At 69.1% G+C, this 21,193-nt stretch carries 18 protein-coding genes; 15 read left to right on the top strand and 3 right to left on the bottom strand.

What is annotated here, in order from left to right; genetic code table 11:
* Nucleotides 1–84 precede the first annotated feature (84 nt).
* Nucleotides 85–1,128 carry an SGNH/GDSL hydrolase family protein gene (locus ACFYT4_RS08570; RefSeq protein ID WP_389266599.1) on the bottom strand — a complete coding sequence of 348 codons (1,044 nt, stop codon included), beginning with the start codon at nucleotides 1,126–1,128 and terminating at the stop codon, nucleotides 85–87.
* Nucleotides 1,129–1,595: 467 nt separating this feature from the next.
* Here ACFYT4_RS08570 and ACFYT4_RS08565 point away from each other — a divergent pair, with 467 nt between their 5' ends.
* A complete protein-coding gene (locus ACFYT4_RS08565) occupies nucleotides 1,596–1,898 on the top strand; it encodes a hypothetical protein (RefSeq protein ID WP_389266598.1) in 303 nt (100 codons plus the stop codon).
* A gap of 140 nt (nucleotides 1,899–2,038) precedes the next feature.
* On the opposite strand, the gene ACFYT4_RS08560 is transcribed toward ACFYT4_RS08565, so the two are convergent.
* Nucleotides 2,039–2,860: a C40 family peptidase gene (locus tag ACFYT4_RS08560; protein ID WP_389266597.1), complete on the bottom strand. Its 822-nt coding sequence runs from the start codon at nucleotides 2,858–2,860 to the stop codon at nucleotides 2,039–2,041.
* 1,579 nt (nucleotides 2,861–4,439) lie between these two features.
* On the opposite strand from ACFYT4_RS08560, the gene ACFYT4_RS08555 reads away from it, so the two are divergent.
* From ACFYT4_RS08555 to nuoN, 14 genes are read left to right on the top strand one after another with little or no spacing between them, the layout of a single operon-like run.
* On the top strand, nucleotides 4,440–4,799 hold the full coding sequence (locus ACFYT4_RS08555; RefSeq protein WP_003956195.1) for an NADH-quinone oxidoreductase subunit A: 360 nt from the start codon (nucleotides 4,440–4,442) through the stop codon (nucleotides 4,797–4,799).
* 16 nt (nucleotides 4,800–4,815) lie between these two features.
* A complete protein-coding gene (locus tag ACFYT4_RS08550; RefSeq protein ID WP_003998928.1) occupies nucleotides 4,816–5,370 on the top strand; it encodes an NADH-quinone oxidoreductase subunit B family protein in 555 nt (184 codons plus the stop codon).
* A complete protein-coding gene (locus ACFYT4_RS08545; RefSeq protein ID WP_389266594.1) occupies nucleotides 5,367–6,095 on the top strand; it encodes an NADH-quinone oxidoreductase subunit C in 729 nt (242 codons plus the stop codon). The genes ACFYT4_RS08550 and ACFYT4_RS08545 overlap by 4 nt, the downstream gene beginning before the upstream one ends.
* Nucleotides 6,092–7,468: an NADH-quinone oxidoreductase subunit D gene (locus ACFYT4_RS08540; protein ID WP_389266593.1), complete on the top strand. Its 1,377-nt coding sequence runs from the start codon at nucleotides 6,092–6,094 to the stop codon at nucleotides 7,466–7,468. The genes ACFYT4_RS08545 and ACFYT4_RS08540 overlap by 4 nt, the downstream gene beginning before the upstream one ends.
* Complete coding sequence (gene nuoE, locus ACFYT4_RS08535) at nucleotides 7,465–8,328, top strand: NADH-quinone oxidoreductase subunit NuoE (RefSeq protein ID WP_389266591.1); 864 nt, start codon at nucleotides 7,465–7,467, stop codon at nucleotides 8,326–8,328. The genes ACFYT4_RS08540 and nuoE overlap by 4 nt, the downstream gene beginning before the upstream one ends.
* A complete protein-coding gene (gene nuoF, locus ACFYT4_RS08530) occupies nucleotides 8,328–9,704 on the top strand; it encodes an NADH-quinone oxidoreductase subunit NuoF (RefSeq protein WP_389266590.1) in 1,377 nt (458 codons plus the stop codon). The genes nuoE and nuoF overlap by 1 nt, the downstream gene beginning before the upstream one ends.
* Entirely contained in the window at nucleotides 9,701–12,208 is a 2,508-nt protein-coding gene (locus tag ACFYT4_RS08525; RefSeq protein WP_389266588.1) for an NADH-quinone oxidoreductase subunit G, read from the top strand. Before nuoF ends, ACFYT4_RS08525 begins: the two co-directional genes overlap by 4 nt.
* Nucleotides 12,205–13,614: an NADH-quinone oxidoreductase subunit NuoH gene (nuoH, locus tag ACFYT4_RS08520; RefSeq protein ID WP_389266586.1), complete on the top strand. Its 1,410-nt coding sequence runs from the start codon at nucleotides 12,205–12,207 to the stop codon at nucleotides 13,612–13,614. Before ACFYT4_RS08525 ends, nuoH begins: the two co-directional genes overlap by 4 nt.
* Nucleotides 13,607–14,200 carry an NADH-quinone oxidoreductase subunit NuoI gene (gene nuoI, locus ACFYT4_RS08515; protein ID WP_389266585.1) on the top strand — a complete coding sequence of 198 codons (594 nt, stop codon included), beginning with the start codon at nucleotides 13,607–13,609 and terminating at the stop codon, nucleotides 14,198–14,200. The genes nuoH and nuoI overlap by 8 nt, the downstream gene beginning before the upstream one ends.
* Nucleotides 14,197–15,072 (top strand): NADH-quinone oxidoreductase subunit J, encoded by an 876-nt coding sequence (locus tag ACFYT4_RS08510; RefSeq protein ID WP_389266583.1) that lies wholly within the window; start codon nucleotides 14,197–14,199, stop codon nucleotides 15,070–15,072. Before nuoI ends, ACFYT4_RS08510 begins: the two co-directional genes overlap by 4 nt.
* Nucleotides 15,069–15,368, top strand: coding sequence for an NADH-quinone oxidoreductase subunit NuoK (nuoK, locus tag ACFYT4_RS08505; RefSeq protein ID WP_389266582.1), 300 nt, complete (start codon nucleotides 15,069–15,071; stop codon nucleotides 15,366–15,368). The genes ACFYT4_RS08510 and nuoK overlap by 4 nt, the downstream gene beginning before the upstream one ends.
* An 11-nt stretch (nucleotides 15,369–15,379) precedes the next feature.
* Nucleotides 15,380–17,275: an NADH-quinone oxidoreductase subunit L gene (nuoL, locus tag ACFYT4_RS08500; RefSeq protein ID WP_389266580.1), complete on the top strand. Its 1,896-nt coding sequence runs from the start codon at nucleotides 15,380–15,382 to the stop codon at nucleotides 17,273–17,275.
* A gap of 5 nt (nucleotides 17,276–17,280) precedes the next feature.
* Nucleotides 17,281–18,852: an NADH-quinone oxidoreductase subunit M gene (locus ACFYT4_RS08495; protein WP_389266579.1), complete on the top strand. Its 1,572-nt coding sequence runs from the start codon at nucleotides 17,281–17,283 to the stop codon at nucleotides 18,850–18,852.
* Nucleotides 18,849–20,498, top strand: coding sequence for an NADH-quinone oxidoreductase subunit NuoN (gene nuoN, locus ACFYT4_RS08490; protein WP_389266577.1), 1,650 nt, complete (start codon nucleotides 18,849–18,851; stop codon nucleotides 20,496–20,498). The genes ACFYT4_RS08495 and nuoN overlap by 4 nt, the downstream gene beginning before the upstream one ends.
* A gap of 73 nt (nucleotides 20,499–20,571) precedes the next feature.
* On the opposite strand, the gene ACFYT4_RS08485 is transcribed toward nuoN, so the two are convergent.
* The gene (locus ACFYT4_RS08485; RefSeq protein WP_389266788.1) at nucleotides 20,572–21,180 is read right to left on the bottom strand and encodes a Uma2 family endonuclease; all 609 of its coding nucleotides are present in this window, start codon (nucleotides 21,178–21,180) and stop codon (nucleotides 20,572–20,574) included.
* Between the last annotated feature and the right edge of the window lie 13 nt (nucleotides 21,181–21,193).

Below are 21,193 nucleotides of genomic sequence, written 5' to 3'. Positions count from 1 at the left end.
TGATCACGGTTCATGGGGCCGGAATCGCCGGCCGGGATGCCCCGGGCCGCGCTTGCGCGCGGCGCCGGGGTTCCGGCCTGTTGGTCAGCGTTCGAGGAGGGCGATGCGGATGGCTCGTTCGACGTGGGCGGCGGTGTTGGCGTGTCCTGCGGCGTTGGGGTGGACCAGGGTGGCGCGCTTGCCGACGAGACCGCAGTTCAGCAGGGTGCCGGGGACCTTGGCGGGCCAGTAGTCCTCGGCGTCGCCGCAGATTCCCTCGACCCACTTGGTGTTCGCGGGCTGGCAGGCGTCGTGGCCCACGCTGGAGGAGTAGACGTCGACGTAGCGGTCGCCGAAGAAGTCCGTAACCCTCTTGATCGTGGTGTTCAGCTCCTTGAGGACGTCGTCACGGAGCCAGTCGACGTCGGCGTGGGTGATCGAGCCGAGCTCGGTGAGGGAGAGGCGGTTGCAGGCGCTGCCTTCCTCCGGCAGGACGGCCGGGTAGCCGACCGTGATCACCTTGGCGTTGGGCGCGGCCTGGTGCACCTGGGCCAGCATCTCGATGTACTCGTCCTGGACCCGGGCGAGCTTGTCCTGGATGCTCTCCTCGCCCTCGGGCGGGTTGGTGTAGTGGTCGCGGCAGGACTTGCCGGCCACACCCTGTTCGAGGCACTTGAGGAGCATGCCGCCGAAGGGCAGGCTGTTGCCGCCGACGCCGATGGTGACGATGTCGGTCTGGTCACCCAGGCCGGCTCGCTGGGTCTGCGGGTCCACCGCGGGCCAGCCGTCGGCGGGGGGCTGGACCGGGCTGATCGGTGTCTGCTTGACGTTGGCGATGTCGGCGATGGTGGCGTTGCCGCAGCTGACGTTGGTCAGGTTGACGGGCTTGCCCGGCGGGAACTCGGCGAGCTCCCGTTCGACAACGCCGGGGTAGGCGTCGGCGGTGCGGTCGCAGCCGTCCCGCGACGCGTCACCGAGTGCGGGCTGCGGGTCGCCGACGAAGCCGCCGGCGGTGTACGAGTCGCCCAACGCGGCCCACTCGTACTGATCAGCCGCGCCCGCGGAACCAGAGGGCACAAGTGCGGCTGCGGCCAGCACGAGCCCGACGGCCAGCGCTCGCGTGCGCAGGCGGGAGACAGGGTGTCGCATGGATCCTCCAGGATCTGCAGAAAACGCCCGGCGCTGGAACGTCACCCCGGGCGAGGGCACCTCGGCCGAGATCATCCACGCCGTCGGTCTGCCCCTTTGGAGAATCGGCTCTACTGCCCCCGATCGAGCTAAATGATCAGATCTTTCGTACGCCGCCGCACGTCAACCCCCCCGCCCTGGGTGGCCAGGCCGGAAGAGTTGACCGGCAGCAGTTCCTGGAGCACTTCCGGCACCCGCCCCAACGGGACCGGGGTTTCCGGGGCGCCGCGGAACGTCTCCCGGGGCTGACCCAGCCAGGGGGAGAGGGCAGGGCCCTCGCGTAACTCCGCCCCAACGGCGCCTCCCCGTACGCTCCTTCATCATCTGTCACGAAGGGGAAACCGTTCGCATGGAGCAGGGCGGGACAGGAAACTGTCTCGTCTGCACACCCCGCCGCCGCATGGTGGCCGAACGGATGGGGAGGAACCTTGGACGATGCCGAGGACCGACGCCTGGGCGCCATCGCCCCGGACATCTCGCGGATTTCGGTCAGCCTGCTACGGAGAGTCGTCGGCCTGTATCCCGAGGAGCGCATTCCCGAGGAGGCCCTCCGGACCGCCGACGAGGTCCTCGCGGAGTACGGCACGGACGGACTGCGGGTGCTGGTGATGAGCCTGACGGGGTGGGCGGCGGTCGAGATCGAGAAGGACGCCGATACGAGCGGCCGTACGGTGGAGGCGCTGCTGGACGACATGGACCTGACCCGCCTGGAGTCGAACCCGGACATCTGACCGGGCCCGGCGCACGGAGAAGGGCCGTGGCTCCGCCCCCGAGCGGGGGGAGGGGAGCCACGGCCCTCCGGACGTCATACGGGTACGGCTTCAGAGCACCCGTACCGTGCCGGGTTCAGAGCACCCGTACCGTGCCGGGTTCAGAGCACCCGTACCGCGCCGGTCGCCGGGTAGCCCGACAGATCCTGGATGACCACGCCCTTGCGGGGGTTGGCCGCGTCCAGGTACTTGCCGTCGCCGATGTAGACACCCGTGTGCCACGCGCTGCCCGCGCTGCCCCAGTAGAGGATGTCGCCGACCTGGAGGTTGGACGTACCGACCTGGCGTCCGGCCGTCGACTGGTCCTGCGAGACCCGGGGGAGGTCGATGCCGACCTGGCGGAACGCGGCCTGGACCAGGCTGGAGCAGTCCCACGAGTTGGGGCCGGTCGCACCCAGGACATAGGCGTCGCCGACCTGCGCCTTGAGGAAGGCGATCACGGTCCCGACGGAGCCGGACGGGGTGGAGGAGGAAGAGGGAGAGGAGGACTTCGACGCGGTGCTGGTGGCGGTCGCCGAGAGCGAGGTGCGCTCGGCCGTACGGGAGGCACGCTCCTTGTCCGCGGCCCGCTTCTTCGCCTCGGCCTTGGCCGCCTCCGCCTTGCGGACCGCCTCGGCCTTGGCCTTCTTGGCCGCCTGCGACGCCTTCTCGGCGGCGGCGTCCTCCTGGGCCTGCAACTCCTGGTCCAGGACGATCTGCTGAGTGGTCTGGGCGGACTGCGCGACGGCCTCGGAGAGACCGGCCACATTGAGCGCGGGCATCTCAATGGTCTCGGTCACCGGGTCGGCGCTCGCCGGCCCGGCCGCACCGGCCACTGCGATGGTGCTGAGGACGCCACCGGCAACTCCGGCCCGGAGCGCAACGGTGGAGGCGCTCCGCTGACGGGGCTTCCGGTGGCTGGGTATGTGAGCGGTGTGGGACATGAGTACACCGTTATCAGTCGTACATAGTTCCCATCAAGAAACGTGGGTTGCGCCACAGTTACGACCGGAACCTATCAATCCACTTTCGGTGAACCTTTATTGACGCCGTAACGGGCAATACGGACACCTGTGATCGCGCTCATGAGCACGATCTTTCGCTGAAAGGTCCGAATTGCCTGGCGCCTACCACCCTCGCGTTCGGTTGGCCAAGCCCGCTTTCATTGGGGGCTGTTGGGTGTGACGCAGGTCACAGGGCTGTCATCGGTGGGAGGGGTTTCGGTCGTTACCACCCCGCTGGACCCCGACCCGAGTGGCCAGAGCGCGGCACTCGGTCTCCCGTGGAGCCGGGGTCGCACTCTTCGCCGCACGGCTGCCGAGCCTCCTCGCCGCCGTGGTCCCGCGTCGGCTCCTTCGATCCCCTGGCGCCCGCCGATCCCGTCCGGCGGTCCTTGGGTGGGCGGGTGCCGGGGGAGGGGTGGCGGGCGGACTCCCGGCACCGGCGGCAGTCGAGTCCCCGGCATCCCGGTGAGTTCCCGATGCGTTCTCGGGCGCGTGCGGGCTGTGGTGCGGGGGATGTACGGACCGGCTGGGCGTCCGCGCGTTCAGCCGATCGATCCTTCGGCGGTGACGGCCGGTCTCCGGCCGGTCGCGGATCGTCGCGGCCCGTAGAAGAGGACCGCGATGGCGGTGCCGCGTACGAAGGGGAGTACCCCGGCGGCACCCGGCAACCCGGACGGGCCGGAGGCCGCAGGCGCGCCCGAACCCGCGCCGAAGCCCGCGCCCGCACCTGTCGAAGCCCGCGCCCGCCGACGCCGACCAGAGGGCGGCACCGGTGCCTGTGTCCATACGTGTCCCTGTGCGTGGCCCCCTATCTGTCCCGTGCCCGGACGCCCCGGCGACTCCGGGCGGGCCCCGGGGTGGTGCGCGGCGGCCCTCGGGGCAACCCGGGGCGATGCCGAGGGTGTTCGGGGTGCGACCCCAGGGGTTGCCCCGGGATCGTCCCGCCGTGATCCCGGGGGTGGGTTCCGGCCGCGACCCCGGGTGGGCTCCGGCGCTGCCGGGCGGGCGCCGCTCCCTCCGTACCCGCCCGCGGATTTGCCGACAGAAGTTCGTGAACCCGCGCACGCGTCCGCTCCCTCCCGCGCGTGCCCCGCGCCTCGCTGGCGCCCGGGCGCTCCGGAATGCTGCCCTCCGAATCTGTCGGCCCCAGCCCCGCTCGAATGAGGCGATGGCACCTATCACCCAAAGCGGTCCCGTGCCAATTTGCCCCGAAGGGTCGCTCTTTGATAGAGGATCACCCCTCACGACCAGGGGAAACGCGGCGGGAGATCACGGCCGGTGATCCCTTGCGCGCGTCCCGTACGAAGATCACTGCCAGGGAAGGCGTTTGATCGATCAACGGGTGGTGGAGATCACAAAGCCGAAGGTCGACCCCGTGTCGCAGATCACAGACTGACAGGCATAGGATGCGGGGCAGTCGGGCTTGTGAACTGCCTCACATGAACGCGATCTTCGAGGCGGCTGGCGGAATGCCCGGTGCGGTCCAAACGGTCAGAGACGACTGGAAGGAGCGAGGAGGGTGAATGCTTACGCGCCCATCCTTGTACTCGGCGCCCTCGGGGCAGGGTTTGCGATCTTCTCCGTGGTCATGGCCACGCTAATCGGCCCCAAGAGGTACAACCGGGCGAAGCTAGAGGCGTACGAGTGCGGCATCGAGCCCACTCCCACGCCGGCCGGAGGCGGTCGCTTCCCCATCAAGTACTACCTGACGGCGATGCTCTTCATCGTCTTCGACATCGAGATCGTCTTCCTTTACCCCTGGGCGGTCAGCTTCGACGCCCTCGGGCTTTTCGGGCTCGTGGAGATGCTGCTCTTCGTGCTCACCGTCTTCGTCGCCTACGCCTATGTATGGCGGCGCGGCGGCCTGGAATGGGACTAGGGGCTGAGGGGCACCTATGGGACTCGAAGAGAAGCTGCCGAGCGGTTTCCTGCTGACCACGGTCGAGCAGGCCGCCGGCTGGGTGCGCAAGGCATCCGTCTTCCCGGCCACGTTCGGTCTGGCCTGCTGCGCCATCGAGATGATGACGACGGGCGCGGGCCGCTACGACCTGGCCCGCTTCGGCATGGAGGTCTTCCGCGGTTCGCCGCGCCAGGCCGACCTGATGATCGTCGCGGGCCGGGTCAGCCAGAAGATGGCGCCGGTGCTGCGGCAGGTCTACGACCAGATGCCGAACCCCAAGTGGGTGATCTCCATGGGGGTCTGCGCCTCGTCGGGCGGCATGTTCAACAACTACGCCATCGTGCAGGGTGTTGATCACATCGTCCCGGTCGACATCTATCTCCCCGGCTGCCCGCCGCGCCCGGAGATGCTGATGGACGCGATCCTCAAGCTCCACCAGAAGATCCAGACCTCGAAGCTCGGCGTGAACGCCGAGGAGGCGGCCCGCGAGGCGGAGGAAGCAGCGCTCAAGGCACTGCCGACCATTGAGATGAAGGGGCTGCTCCGGTGAGTGATCAGCCGAATCCCGAGAAGGAGCTCAGCGAGCAGAACCTTCCGGGACAGCGTGGTGAGCACGGCGAGGAGATCCGCGTCCAGCGCGGCATGTTCGGCGCCAACAACGGCGGTGACACCTCCGGCTACGGCGGCCTCGTCCGCTCCGTACGCCTGCCGGGCGAGGCCACCCGTCCCTACGGCGGCTACTTCGACGAGGTCGCCGACGAGCTGGAGGGCGCGCTGGAGGAGCAGGGTCTCGTCCCCGAGAACGCGATCGAGAAGACGATCGTCGACCGGGACGAGCTGACCTTCCACATCGCCCGCGAGCATCTGCTCCAGGTCGCCCGCACCCTGCGCGACGATCCCGCCCTGCGCTTCGAGCTGTGCACGGGCGTGAGCGCGGTGCACTACCCGCAGGACAAGGGCCGCGAGCTGCACGCCGTCTACCATCTGCGCTCGCTCACGCACGGACGGTTGATCCGGATCGAGGTGTCCGCTCCGGACAGCGATCCGCACGTCCCCTCGCTGGTCGCGGTCTACCCCACCAACGACTGGCACGAGCGCGAGGCGTACGACTTCTTCGGCCTGATCTTCGACGGCCACCCGGCCCTCACCCGGATCATGATGCCGGACGACTGGCAGGGCTTCCCGCAGCGCAAGGACTATCCGCTCGGCGGCATCGCCGTCGAGTACAAGGGCGCCCAGATCCCGGCTCCTGACCAGCGGAGGTCGTACTCGTGAGCACTTCCCACGCCCACCCGTCTCCCGGCGCCCACCCCTCACCGGGTCCGTCCGGGGCGCCTGTCTCGGATCCCCGCGAGACCACCGAGGGACCGGTCTACACGGTCACCGGCGGCGACTGGGACGAGATCGTCCAGACCGCCGCCAAGGCCGACGACGAGCGCATCGTCGTCAATATGGGACCGCAGCACCCCTCCACCCACGGTGTGCTCCGGCTGATCCTGGAGATCGACGGCGAGACCGTCACCGAGGCCCGCTGCGGCATCGGCTATCTCCACACCGGCATCGAGAAGAACCTCGAATTCCGGAACTGGACCCAGGGCACCACCTTCGTGACGCGCATGGACTACCTCACGCCGTTCTACAACGAGGCGGCGTACTGCCTGGGCGTGGAGAAGCTCCTCGGCATCGAGGACCAGATCCCGGACCGGGCGTCGGTGATCCGGGTGCTGCTGATGGAGCTGAACCGGATCTCCTCCCACCTGGTGTGCATCGCCACCGGCGGTATGGAGCTGGGCGCCACCACGATCATGATCTACGGCTTCCGCGACCGTGAGCTGGTCCTGGACCTGTTCGAGCTGGTCACGGGCCTGCGCATGAACCACGCGTACATCCGCCCCGGCGGGCTCGCGCAGGATCTGCCGCCGGGCACCGTGGACCAGCTCCGCGAGTTCGTGAAGACCATGAAGAAGAACCTGCCGGAGTACGACAAGCTCGCCACCGGCAACCCGATCTTCAAGGCCCGTATGCAGGACGTCGGTTATCTCGATCTGACCGGCTGCATGGCCCTCGGTGCCACCGGCCCGATCCTGCGTTCCGCCGGACTCGCCCACGATCTGCGCAAGACCGATCCGTACTGCGGATACGAGAACTACGAGTTCGACGTCCCGACCGCGGACACCTGCGACTCGTACGGCCGCTTCCTCATCCGCCTGGAGGAGATGCGGCAGTCGCTGCGGATCATCGAGCAGTGCGTCGAGCGGCTGGAGCCCGGCCCGGTCATGGTCGCGGACAAGAAGATCGCCTGGCCCGCGCAGCTCGCGCTCGGCCCGGACGGACTCGGCAACTCCCTCGACCACATCAAGAAGATCATGGGCACCTCCATGGAGGCCCTGATCCACCACTTCAAGCTGGTGACCGAGGGATTCCGCGTGCCGCCGGGTCAGGTGTACGCGGCCGTCGAGTCCCCCAAGGGTGAACTGGGCGCCCATGTCGTCTCCGACGGCGGCACCCGCCCCTTCCGGGTCCACTTCCGTGATCCGTCCTTCACCAACCTTCAGTCCATGGCGGCGATGTGCGAGGGCGGCCAGGTCGCCGACGTCATCGTCGCCGTCGCGTCCATCGACCCCGTGATGGGAGGCGTCGACCGATGACGGCCCAGTCACCCGATCCGCAGGTGCAGCTCGGGATGCCCCAGCTCCCCGCTCCCGACTACCCGGCCGATGTGCGCGCCAGGCTGGAGACGGACGCCAAGGAGCTGATCTCGCGCTACCCCGGCTCGCGCTCGGCACTGCTGCCGCTGCTGCACCTCGTGCAGTCCGAGGAGGGCCATGTCTCCCGTACGGGCATGCAGTTCTGCGCGGACATGCTCGATCTGACGACCGCCGAGGTCACCGCGGTCGCCACCTTCTACAGCATGTACCGGCGCAAGCCCTCCGGCGACTACCAGGTCGGGGTCTGCACCAACACGCTCTGCGCGGTCATGGGCGGCGACGCGATCTTCGAGGAGCTGAAGGAGCACCTCGGGATCGGCAACAACGAGACCACCGAGGACGGCGCGGTCACGCTGGAGCACATCGAGTGCAACGCGGCCTGCGACTTCGCGCCCGTCGTGATGGTCAACTGGGAGTTCTTCGACAACCAGACGCCCGAGTCCGCCAAGCAGCTCGTCGACGACCTGCGCGCCGGACTGCGGGTGGAGCCGACCCGCGGCGCGCCCCTGTGCACCTTCAAGGAGACCTCGCGGATCCTCGCCGGCTTCCCCGACGAGCGCCCCGGCGCGGTCGAGGCCACCGGCGGTGCCGGACCCGCCTCCCTGATCGGACTGCGCCTCGCCAAGGGCGAGGGGGTGCCGCCCGGCAGGGTGGTCTCCCCGCGCGGTGCGGCCCCCGAGGACGCGCCGTCGTCCGACCACCCCACGACGGGTCCCTCCGGGACGCCGACTTCCACGCAGCCGACTTCGGCCTCCGACCCGGCGCACCCGTCCGGTCCGGTCACCGAGGAGGGGGAGTGATGACCTTGTCCACCGAATACGGGGACCCCCGGCCCGGAACCGGGGGAGATCCCGAGAAGCTGCTCGCTCCGGTCCTTTCCGCGTTCTGGGACGAGCCCGGGTCCTGGACCCTGGAGACGTACCGCCGGCACGAGGGGTACGAGGGGCTGCGCAAGGCCCTGTCCATGTCGCCGGACGACGTGATCGCCTATGTCAAGGAATCCGGTCTGCGAGGCCGGGGCGGCGCGGGCTTCCCCACGGGGATGAAGTGGCAGTTCATCCCGCAGGGAGACGGCAAGCCTCACTATCTTGTTGTCAACGCCGACGAATCAGAGCCGGGGACCTGCAAGGACATCCCGCTCATGTTCGCGAACCCGCATTCCCTCATCGAGGGGATGATCATCGCCTGCTACGCGATCCGGTCGAATCACGCCTTCATCTATCTCCGCGGTGAGGTCGTGCCCGTACTGCGGCGACTGCACGAGGCAGTGCGTGAGGCGTACGAAGCGGGATACCTCGGCAAGAACGTTCTCGGCAGCGGACTCGACCTCGACATCACCGTGCACGCGGGCGCCGGCGCGTACATCTGTGGTGAGGAGACCGCGCTGCTGGACTCACTGGAAGGACGGCGCGGCCAGCCCCGGCTGCGACCTCCCTTCCCCGCGGTCGCCGGTCTGTACGCGTGCCCCACTGTGGTGAACAACGTCGAATCCATCGCTTCGGTTCCCGCGATCCTCAACCGCGGAAAAGACTGGTTCAAGTCGATGGGCAGCGAGAAGTCCGCGGGCTTCACGCTCTACTCGCTGAGCGGCCATGTCGCCAACCCCGGCCAGTACGAGGGCCCGCTCGGCATCACCCTGCGCCAGCTGCTCGACATGAGCGGCGGCATGCGGCCCGGCCACCGGCTCAAGTTCTGGACGCCCGGCGGCTCCTCCACCCCGCTGCTGACCGACGAGCACCTCGACGTCCCCCTCGACTACGAGGGCGTCGCCTCGGCCGGCTCCATGCTCGGCACGAAGGCGCTCCAGTGCTTCGACGAGACGACCTGCGTCGTGCGGGCCGTGACCCGGTGGACCGAGTTCTACGCCCATGAGTCCTGCGGCAAGTGCACGCCCTGCCGCGAAGGGACGTACTGGCTCGTCCAGTTGCTGCGCGACATCGAGGACGGCAAGGGCGTCATGTCCGACCTCGACAAGCTGGGCGACATCGCCGACAACATCAACGGCAAGTCGTTCTGCGCGCTCGGCGACGGCGCCGCCGCCCCGATCTTCTCCTCGCTCCAGTACTTCCGCGAGGAGTACGAGCAGCACATGACCGGCCACGGCTGCCCCTTCGATCCGGCGAAGTCGACCCTCTGGGCCGACCGCCGCCCCCACTCCACGGAGGTGAACGCATGACAGTGACCACCAGCGCTCCCTCCGGGGGCGGGGAGGCGGCTGTTCCGCCCGAGGACCTCGTATCGGTGACCATCGACGGCATCGAGATCAGCGTGCCCAAGGGGACGCTCGTCATCCGGGCCGCCGAGCTCCTCGGCATCGAGATCCCGCGGTTCTGCGACCACCCCCTCCTCGACCCCGTCGGCGCCTGCCGCCAGTGCATCGTCGAGGTCGAGGGCCAGCGCAAGCCGATGGCGTCCTGCACCATCACCTGCACCGACGGCATGGTCGTCAAGTCGCAGCTCACCTCGCCCGCCGCCGAGAAGGCGCAGAAGGGCGTGATGGAGCTGCTGCTGATCAACCATCCGCTGGACTGCCCGGTCTGCGACAAGGGCGGCGAGTGCCCGCTCCAGAACCAGGCCATGTCCCACGGGGACACCGACTCGCGCTTCGAGGGCAAGAAGCGGACGTTCGAGAAGCCGGTACCCATCTCCACCCAGGTGCTGCTCGACCGCGAGCGGTGTGTCCTCTGCGCCCGCTGCACCCGCTTCTCCAACCAGGTCGCGGGCGACCCGATGATCGAACTCCTCGAACGCGGCGCACTCCAGCAGGTCGGCACCGGCCAGGGCGACCCCTTCGAGTCGTACTTCTCCGGGAACACCATCCAGATCTGCCCGGTGGGCGCGCTCACCTCGGCGGCGTACCGATTCCGCTCCCGGCCCTTCGACCTGGTGTCCTCCCCGAGTGTGTGCGAACACTGCTCCAGCGGCTGCGCGACCCGCACCGACCACCGCCGCGGCAAGGTCATGCGGCGGCTCGCGGCCGACGACCCCGAGGTCAACGAGGAGTGGATCTGCGACAAGGGGCGGTTCGGCTTCCGCTACGCCCAGCGTCCGGACCGGCTGACCACGCCGCTCGTCCGGGACGCGGAGGGCGTCCTCCAGCCCGCGAGCTGGCCCGAGGCGCTCGCCGCCGCGGCCGACGGGCTGAGCGCGGCCCGCGGCCGGGCCGCCGTCCTGGCGGGCGGCAGGCTCACCGTCGAGGACGCGTACGCGTACGCCAAGTTCGCGCGGGTCGCCCTCGACACCAACGACGTCGACTTCCGCGCCCGGGTCCACTCCTCCGAGGAGGCCGACTTCCTGGCCGCCAGGGTCGCGGGACGCGGACGGGACCTGGACGGCACGGGCCTGACGTACACACTCCTGGAGAAGGCGCCGGCGGTCCTGCTCGTCGGGTTCGAGTCCGAGGAGGAGGCCCCCGGCGTCTTCCTGCGGCTGCGCAAGGCCAACCGCAAGCACGGCCAGCGCACCTACGCCCTGGCCACCCACGCCACCCGCGGTCTGACGAAGGCGGGCGGCACCCTGCTCCCCGCCGCGCCCGGCACCGAGACGGAGTGGCTGGACGCGCTCAGCGGCAACGTCGGGCTCGACGGCGACGGTGCCACGGCCGCCGAGGCCCTGCGCGCCGACGGTGCCGTGATCATCGTCGGTGAGCGGCTCGCGGCGGTCCCCGGCGGGCTCACCGCCGCCGTACGGACCGCGACCGCGACCGGCGCGAAGCTGGTGTGGATCCCGCGCAGGGCCGGTGAACGCGGTGCCGTCGAGGCGGGCGCGATCCCCTCGCTGCTGCCCGGCGGACGCCCGGCCACCGATCCGCGGGCCCGCGAGGAGACCGCCGCGGTGTGGCGCGTACGCGAACTCCCGCACCGTTACGGACGGGACACCGGCCAGATCGTCGAGTCCGCCGCCACCGGCGAACTCGGCGCGCTGGTCGTCGCCGGCGTCGAGGTCGCGGACCTTCCCGACCCGGCACGCGCGCGTGAGGCACTGGACGCGGTCGGCTTCCTGGTCTCCCTGGAGCTGCGGCCCAGTGAGGTCACCGACCGCGCGGACGTCGTCTTCCCGGTCGCGGCCGTCGCCGAGAAGTCCGGCACCTTCCTCAACTGGGAGGGCAGGGCGAGGCCGTTCGAGGCCGCGCTGAAGCCGGAGCAGATGACGCGCAAGCTCGCCCCGGCGGACGCGCGGGTGCTGCACATGATCGCGGACGAGATGGACATCCCCTTCGGGCTGCCGGACCTCAAGTCGGTGCGCGGGGAACTGGACCGGCTCGGTGCCTGGTCCGGATCCCGGGCGGACGAGCCGATGGAGTCGGCGCGGCCCCTGCCCCGTGCGGGCGAGGGCGAGGCGGTGCTCGCCGGACACCGGCTCCTGCTCGACCAGGGCCTGCTCCAGCAGGGCGACACGGCGCTGGCGGGCACCCGCCACGCGGCCGTCGCCCGGCTGTCGGCGGCCACCGCGGCCGAGACCGGCGTCAAGGACGGCGACGAACTCGCCGTCACGGGCCCCGCGGGCACGGTACGGCTGCCGCTCCAGGTGACCGAGATGCCCGACCGGGTGGTGTGGCTGCCGCTGAACTCGACCGGCGGCGGCGTCGCTTCGGACACCGGAGCGCTTCCCGGCCGGCTGGTCCGTATCGGTCCGGCCTCCGCTGAGGCCGCAACGGAAGCGCCGGAGGTGCGCTCATGATCGCCCAGGCACAGGCCCGGCTGGGGGACCAGGTCCTCGCGGCCGAGGACCTCTCGATGTTCGGGCGCGACCCCTGGTGGCTCATCGTCATCAAGGCCGTGTTCTGCTTCGCCTTCCTGATGCTGACCGTGCTGTTCTCCATCGTCTGGGAGCGCAAGGTCGTCGCCTGGATGCAGCTGCGCATCGGCCCCAACCGGCACGGGCCCTGGGGCATGCTCCAGTCGCTCGCCGACGGCATGAAGCTCATGCTGAAGGAAGACGTGATCGTCAAGCGCGCGGACAAGGTGGTCTACGTCCTCGCCCCGATCATCGCGGCGATCCCCGCCTTCATGGCGATCGCGGTCATCCCCTTCGGCCCCTCGGGCAACGAGGTCTCGATCTTCGGCCAGCGCACCACGATGCAGCTGACCGACCTGCCGATCGCGATGCTGTACGTCCTCGCGATCGCCTCCGTCGGCATCTACGGCATCGTGCTGGCGGGCTGGTCCTCCGGCTCGACCTACCCCCTGCTCGGCGGACTGCGCTCCTGCGCGCAGATGATCTCGTACGAGATCGCGATGGGCGCGGCCTTCGCCTCCGTCTTCCTCTACTCCGGGTCGATGTCGACCTCGGCGATCGTGGAGGCGCAGGCGGACCGCTGGTTCGTCATCCTGCTGCCGGTCTCCTTCATCATCTACATCGTCACGATGGTCGGCGAGACCAACCGGGCGCCGTTCGACATGCCCGAGTCCGAGGGCGACCTCGTCGGCGGCTTCAACACCGAGTACAGCTCGATCAAGTTCGCGATGTTCATGCTGGCGGAGTACGTCAACATGGTCACCGTCTCCGCCGTCTCGGTCACCCTCTTCCTGGGCGGCTGGCGGGCCCCGTACCCGATCTCCACGTTCTGGGAGGGCGCGAACCACGGCTGGTGGCCGATGCTCTGGTTCGTCCTCAAGGTCCAGCTGCTGCTGTTCTTCTTCATCTGGCTGCGCGGCACCCTGCCCAGGGTCCGCTACGACCAGCTGATGAAGCTCGGCTGGAAGGTCCTCATCCCGGTCTCGGTGGTCTGGCTGATGCTGGTGGCGACCGTACGGGCGCTGCGGAACGAGAACTACGACTTCCAGGACATCCTGCTGTACGTCGGCGGCGCGATCATCGCCGTACTGCTGCTCTCCTTCGTCGCGGACATCTTCCGCGGCGGCAGGGAGAAGAAGGCCGCGGCGGCCAAGGGCGCGCCCCCGGCCTTCGACCCGATGGCGGGCGGATACCCGGTGCCGCCGCTGCCCGGACAGACGCTGCCGCCCGTGCCGCGAAGGCGTCCGCGCCGAGAACGCGAACTCATTGTCAGTGGCGGGGTCAATACTGTGAGTGACGGTCCCGCTGACGGACAGTCTCGTGACGGAAAGGAGGCTGACGGTGTCTGAGTCCGAAAAATCAGAGAGCAAGTTCCAGAATCCGGTCGCCGGCTTCGGCGTGACCTTCAAGGCCATGTTCAAGAAGCGGCTGACCGAGCAGTACCCGGAGCAGCAGAAGGTGACGGCGCCGCGCTTCCACGGCCGGCATCAGCTCAACCGCCACCCCGACGGCCTGGAGAAGTGCGTCGGCTGCGAGCTGTGCGCCTGGGCCTGCCCCGCCGACGCGATCTACGTGGAGGGCGCGGACAACACCGAAGAGGAGCGCTACTCCCCGGGCGAGCGGTACGGCAGGGTCTACCAGATCAACTACGCCCGCTGCATCCTGTGCGGACTGTGCATCGAGGCGTGCCCCACGCGCGCGCTGACGATGACGAACGACTTCGAGCTGGCCGACAGCTCCCGCGAGAACCTCATCTACACCAAGGAGCAGCTGCTCGCCGGTCTGGACGAGGGCATGGTCGACTCGCCGCACGCGATCTTCCCGGGCATGGACGAGACGGACTACTACCGGGGCCTGGTCACCGAGGCCGCGCCCGGCACGGTCCAGCAGGCCGCCGCCTCCAAGGAGGAGAAGGACGAGGAGGTGGACGCATGACCGGCCTCGACGCCCTCGCCGCGACCACCACCTCGACGGGAGAGGCGTTCCAGTTCTGGGTGCTCGGCACCGTGGCGGTGCTCGGGGCGTTCGGCACGATCCTGATGCGGCGGGCCGTCCACAGCGCGCTCTGCCTCGCCGGGACCATGATCGTCCTGGCGGTCTTCTACCTCGCCAACGGCGCGTACTTCCTCGGCATCGTCCAGATCGTCGTCTACACCGGCGCGATCATGATGCTGTTCCTCTTCGTCGTCATGCTGGTCGGTGTCACCGCCGCCGACTCGCTCAAAGAGACGCTGAAGGGCCAGCGTTGGCTCGCCGCCCTGTGCGGTCTCGGCTTCGGCGTCCTGCTGATCGCCGGCATCGGCAACGCCTCACTGAAGAACTTCAACGGGCTGGGCGCGGCCAACAGCGCCCACGGCGGCAATGTGGAGGGCCTCGCCGCCCTCATCTTCACCAAGTACGTCTTCGCCTTCGAGATCGCCGGCGCGCTGCTGATCACCGCGGCCGTCGGCGCGATGGTGCTCACCCACCGGGAGCGCACCGAGCGCGCCAAGACCCAGCGGGAGCTGGCCGAGGAGCGCGTGCGGGAAGGCAAGCACCTGCCGCCGCTGCCCGCCCCCGGTGTCTACGCCCGGCACAACGCGGTGGACATCGCCGGTCTGCTGCCGGACGGCACCCCGTCCGACCTGACCGTCAGCAGGACGCTGCGCGAGCGCGGCCAGATCCGCGATGTGTCGACCCAGGCGATGGAGGACCTCAAGGCGCTGGAGCGGCGCTCGGAGGAGCGCCTCGGGCGTGACCACGACAGCGACGCGGGGGGCCACGGCGACTCCCGCCGGGACCGGGACGAAGAGGAGGCCACACGGTGAATCCGGTCAACTACCTCTATCTCGCCGCCCTGTTGTTCACCATCGGCGCGGCCGGGGTCCTGATCCGGCGGAACACGATCGTCGTCTTCATGTGCATCGAGCTGATGCTCAACGCCTGCAATCTCGCGTTCGTCGCCTTCTCCCGGATGCACGGCAATCTCGACGGCCAGATCATCGCCTTCTTCACGATGGTCGTCGCCGCCGCGGAAGTCGTGGTCGGGCTCGCGATCATCGTGTCCCTGTTCCGTTCCCGCCACTCGGCCTCGGTCGACGACGCCAGCCTGATGAAGCTGTGAGGGGCTGAATCGTGGAGAACCTGATTGCGCTGCTCGTAGGGGCGCCCCTGCTCGGAGCGGCGGTGCTGCTCTGCGGCGGGAGGCGGCTCGACCGCACCGGCCATCTGCTGGGCACGGTGCTCGCCGCCGCGTCCTTCCTGATCGGCGTGGTGCTGTTCGCGGACATGCTCGGCAAGTCCGCCGACGACCGCATGCTGCACCAGAGGCTGTTCAGCTGGATTCCCGTCGAGGGCTTCCAGGCGGACATCGCCTTCCAGCTCGACCAGCTGTCGATGACCTTCGTTCTGCTGATCACCGGTGTGGGCACCCTGATCCACATCTACTCCATCGGGTACATGGAGCACGACGAGCGGCGCCGCCGCTTCTTCGGCTATCTGAACCTGTTCCTCGCGGCGATGCTCCTCCTGGTCATCGCCGACAATTATCTGCTGCTGTACTTCGGCTGGGAGGGCGTCGGCCTCGCCTCGTACCTCCTCATCGGTTTCTGGCAGCACAAGCCCAGCGCGGCCACCGCGGCGAAGAAGGCGTTCCTCGTCAACCGCGTCGGTGACATCGGCCTGTCGATCGCGATCATGCTGATGTTCACCACCTTCGGGACCTTCGCCTTCGGGCCGGTCCTGGAGTCCGCCGGGGAGACCAGCGAGGGCAAGCTCACCGCCATCGGCCTGATGCTGCTGCTCGCCGCCTGCGGCAAGTCCGCCCAGGTGCCGCTGCAGTCCTGGCTCGGGGACGCGATGGAGGGCCCGACCCCGGTCTCGGCCCTGATCCACGCGGCCACGATGGTGACCGCCGGTGTCTATCTGATCGTCCGCTCCGGCGAGATCTTCAACGCCGCTCCGAACGCGCAGACGGTGGTCGTGGTCGTCGGCGCGGTCACGCTGCTCTTCGGTGCGATCGTCGGTTGTGCCAAGGACGACATCAAGAAGGCACTGGCCGGTTCGACGATGTCGCAGATCGGCTACATGATCCTGGCGGCCGGGCTCGGCCCGATCGGTTACGTCTTCGCGATCATGCACCTGGTGACCCACGGCTTCTTCAAGGCCGGGCTCTTCCTCGGCGCCGGCTCGGTCATGCACGGCATGAACGACGAGGTCGACATGCGCCGGTACGGCGGCCTGCGGAAGTACATGCCGGTCACCTTCGTCACCTTCGGCCTCGGCTATCTCGCGATCATCGGCTTCCCCGGTCTGTCCGGCTTCTTCTCCAAGGACCTGATCATCGAGGCCGCGTTCGCCAAGGGCGGCACCGAGGGCTGGATCCTCGGCGGGGTCACCCTGCTGGGCGCGGCGATCACCGCGTTCTACATGACCCGGGTGATGCTGCTGACGTTCTTCGGCGAGCAGCGGTGGCAGCCGGACGCGGAGGGCCATGAGCCGCATCCGCACGAGTCCCCGAGGTCCATGACGATCCCCATGATCATCCTGGCGTTCGGATCGGTCTTCGCCGGAGCCTTCTTCGGCATCGGCGACCGCTTCCTCAACTGGCTGAAGCCCGTCACCGGTTACGAGCACGGGCACCCGCCCGTCAGCGCGATGACCGTCACCACCGCGACCGTCGTCGTCCTGGTGATCGGCGTCGCCATCGCCTGGCTGATGTACGGGCGCAGGCCCGTCCCGGTCACCGCCCCGCGCGGCTCGCTGCTCACCCGGGCCGCCCGCCGCGACCTCCTCCAGGACGACTTCAACCATGTGGTCCTGGTCCGCGGCGGTGAGCACCTGACCCGCTCGCTCGTCTATGTCGACCACACCCTGGTCGACGGCGTGGTCAACGGCACGGCCGCCACCTTCGGCGGTCTCTCCGGCCGGATGCGCAAACTGCAGAACGGCTACGTCCGCTCGTACGCCGTCTCGATGTTCGGAGGTACGGCGGTGCTGATCGCCGCGACCCTGCTGATGAGGGCGGTGTAACTGCTATGTCCTTCCCGCTCCTTACGGCGACGGCGGTCCTCCCGGCGGCCGGTGCGATCGTCACCGCCGCCGTGCCCGCCGCGCGCAGGACGGCAGCGAAGTGGCTGGCGCTGCTGTTCTCGCTCGCCACCCTGGTGCTGGCCGCGATCGTGCTCGTCCGGTTCGAGCCGGGCGGTGACCGCTACCAGCTCACCGAGTCCCACTCCTGGATCAAGGACTTCGGCGTCCGGTACGAACTGGGCGTGGACGGCATCGGGGTCGTGCTGATCGCGCTGACCGCGCTGCTCATCCCGTTCATCATCATGGCCGGCTGGAACGACGCCGACCCCCTGGAGGACAGCAACTCGCGGTGGCGGCCCACTCAGGGCTTCTTCGCGCTGATCCTCATGGTCGAGGCGATGGTGATCCTCTCCTTCGAGGCCACCGACGTCTTCCTCTTCTACATCCTCTTCGAAGCCATGCTCATCCCGATGTACTTCCTCATCGGCGGCTTCGGGGACCGTGCCCACGCGGGCAGCGACGAGAACGCGGCGGCCCAGCGGTCGTACGCGGCCGTCAAGTTCCTCCTCTACAACCTGGTCGGCGGGCTGATCATGCTGGCCGCCGTCATCGGACTCTATGTGGTCGCGGGCAGCTTCTCGCTCTCCGAGATCGCCGAGGCCCGCGCGAGCGGCCAGCTCGACATGGCGACCAACACCGAGCGGCTGCTGTTCCTCGGCTTCTTCTTCGCCTTCGCGATCAAGGCGCCGCTGTGGCCCCTGCACACCTGGCTGCCGAACGCGATGGGGGAGGCCACCGCACCGGTCGCCGTCCTGATCACCGCGGTCGTCGACAAGGTCGGCACCTTCGCGATGCTGCGCTTCTGCCTCCAGCTCTTCCCGGAGGCGTCGAAGTGGGCCACCCCGGTGATCGTGGTGCTCGCCCTGGTCAGCATCGTGTACGGCGCGCTGCTCGCGGTCGGCCAGCGCGACATCAAGCGCCTGGTGGCCTACGCGTCGATCTCGCACTTCGGCTTCATCGTCCTGGGCATCTTCGCGATGACCTCCCAGGGCCAGTCGGGCGCGACGCTCTACATGGTCAACCACGGGATCTCGACCGCCGCGCTGATGCTGGTGGCCGGCTTCCTGATCTCCCGGCGCGGCTCGCGGCTCATCGCGGACTACGGCGGAGTGCAGAAGGTCGCCCCCGTTCTCGCGGGCACCTTCCTCATCGGCGGCCTGGCGACGCTCTCGCTGCCGGGGCTCGCACCGTTCGTCAGTGAATTCCTGGTCCTGGTGGGCACGTTCGCGCGCTATCCGGTGGCCGGGATCATCGCGACCTCCGGCATCGTGCTGGCCGCGCTGTACACCCTCGTCCTCTACCAGCGGACGATGACCGGCCCGGTCAAGGCCGAGGTGCGGGGCATGCCCGACCTCAAGGCGCGTGAGCTGGCGGTCATCGCCCCGCTGATCGCGCTGCTGCTCTTCCTCGGCGTCTTCCCGAAGCCGCTGACGGACATCGTCAATCCCGCCGTGGAGCACACGATGTCCGACGTACAACAGAAGGACCCCCGGCCCGAGGTGGAGGCGGCCAAGTGAGCGCTACAGCTGTCCACAGCCTGTGGACAACGGCGGCCGATCCGGTCTCCCGGATCAAGGCCCCCGACATCGAGTACGGCCAGCTCGCACCGATCCTGATCGTCGTGGGCGCGGCCGTGGTGGGCCTGCTGCTGGAGGCGTTCCTCCCGCGCAGGGCCCGGTATTACGCCCAGGTGTTCCTGGCCACGCTCGCGCTCGTCGCCGCGTTCGCCACCGTCGTGGGGCTCGCCCAGGCCGGGTACGGCACCTCGAAGGTCAACATCGCCGCCATGGGCGCGATCGCGATCGACGGGCCCACGCTGTTCCTGCAGGGCACGATCCTGCTGGCGTCGCTGGTCGCCGTGTTCACCTTCGCCGAGCGCAGGCTCGACCCGGAGGCACACGGCAACCGCATCGACTCCTTCGCCGCCCAGGCCGCCTCCGTGCCCGGCAGCGACAGCGAGAAGGCCGCGGTCCGGGCCGGTTTCACCACCACCGAGGTCTATCCGCTGGCCCTCTTCGCCGTCGCGGGCATGCTCGTCTTCCCCGCGGCGAACGATCTGCTGACCCTCTTCATCGCGCTGGAAGTCTTCTCGCTGCCGCTCTATCTCCTCTGCGCCCTCGCCCGCCGCAAGCGGCTGCTGTCGCAGGAGGCCGCGGTGAAGTACTTCCTGCTGGGCGCGTTCTCGTCGGCGTTCCTGCTCTTCGGCGTCGCCCTGCTGTACGGATACGCGGGCTCGGTGTCGTACGCCAGGATCGCCGATGTCGTCGACGGCTCGGTCCGTACGATCGACCCGGCGCTCGCCGACACCATGGGCAATGACGCGCTGCTGCTGATCGGCTCCGCGATGATCCTGATGGGTCTGCTGTTCAAGGTCGGCGCGGTCCCGTTCCACATGTGGACGCCGGACGTCTACCAGGGCGCGCCCACCCCCGTCACCGGCTTCATGGCCGCGGCGACCAAGGTGGCCGCGTTCGGCGCGCTGCTGCGGCTGCTGTACGTGGTGCTGCCGGGGCTGCGCTGGGACTGGCGGCCGGTCATGTGGGGCATCGCCATCGTCACCATGCTGGCGGGCGCGATCATCGCGATCACCCAGACCGACATCAAGCGCCTCCTTGCGTACTCCTCGATCGCGCACGCGGGCTTCATCCTGGCCGGTGTGATCGCGGTGACGCCCGACGGTGTCTCCTCCGTCCTGTTCTATCTGGGCGCCTACTCGTTCGTGACGATCGGCGCGTTCGCGGTCGTCACCCTCGTCCGGGACGCGGGCGGCGAGGCGACGCATCTGTCCAAGTGGGCGGGGCTCGGACGGCGTTCGCCGCTGGTGGCGGCGGTCTTCGCGGTCTTCCTGCTCGCGTTCGCCGGTATCCCGCTCACCTCGGGCTTCGCCGGCAAGTTCGCCGTCTTCAAGGCGGCGGCGGAGGGCGGGGCCGGAGCGCTGGTCGTGGTCGGTGTGATCTCGTCCGCGATCGCCGCGTTCTTCTACATCCGGGTCATCGTCCTGATGTTCTTCAGCGAGCCGAAGGCGGACGGCCCGACGGTCGCCGTCCCCTCCGCGATGACGATGATGGCGATCGGGGCCGGAGTCATCGTGACCCTGGTCCTGGGCGTCGCCCCGCAGTACTTCCTGGACCTGGCGAGCCAGGCGGGAGTCTTCGTCCGGTAGTCACCCCGCAGCGTCCGCACGCACCAGGGCCCGGCTCCCCTTCTTGGGGAGCCGGGCCCTTCGCGCTGCCGCGTCAGCCGCTCCGCCCGCGCCGGGGCGTGATCCGGGTGAGGTCGAGATCGACGGGGAAAGGGACGGACACCTTCATCCGGTCGTGGAAGATACCGGTGCAGGTGTACTCGCCCGTCGCCGGTTCCCGCTCGAAGACGTACACCACGGCCCGGCCCTCGTCGTTCTCCACCCGCCAGTAGTGGGGGATCCCGGCCCGCGCGTACGTGAGCGGCTTGGTCTCGCGGTCCCGCCCGAGGGAATCCGGTGAGACGACCTCGATGGCCAGGTGTACCGAGTCGGCGGGAAACCGGGTCTGTTCCGGGTCCTCGACGACATCGGCGCGCACGACGACCACGTCGGGCTCGGGCCGGTTCTGCCGGTCGATGCCGATGGTGAATCTGCACAAGACCTCGAAGGCTTCGGGTGCCGCGCTGTCCAGCTGTCGGCCGAGGAAGCTGAGTGCCCGCGTGTGGAACAAGGTCTGCCGCGTGGGGAAGACGAGGCTCCCGTCGATCAGCTCCGTGTGCGGAGGCAGGTGGGGAAGCCGGTCAAGATCATCAGCGGTCCAGCCGTCCGCGGGCGGAACCGGCCAGTTGGGCTCGGGCCTCGGGGCCTCGGGTTCCACGCTCATCAGTGCTCCCATA

The organism is Streptomyces sp. NPDC004609, from assembly GCF_042873655.1.
Lineage (GTDB): Bacteria > Actinomycetota > Actinomycetes > Streptomycetales > Streptomycetaceae > Streptomyces.
Note: the sequence above shows the minus strand (reverse complement) of the source record. Positions and strands in the feature narration are given on the sequence as shown.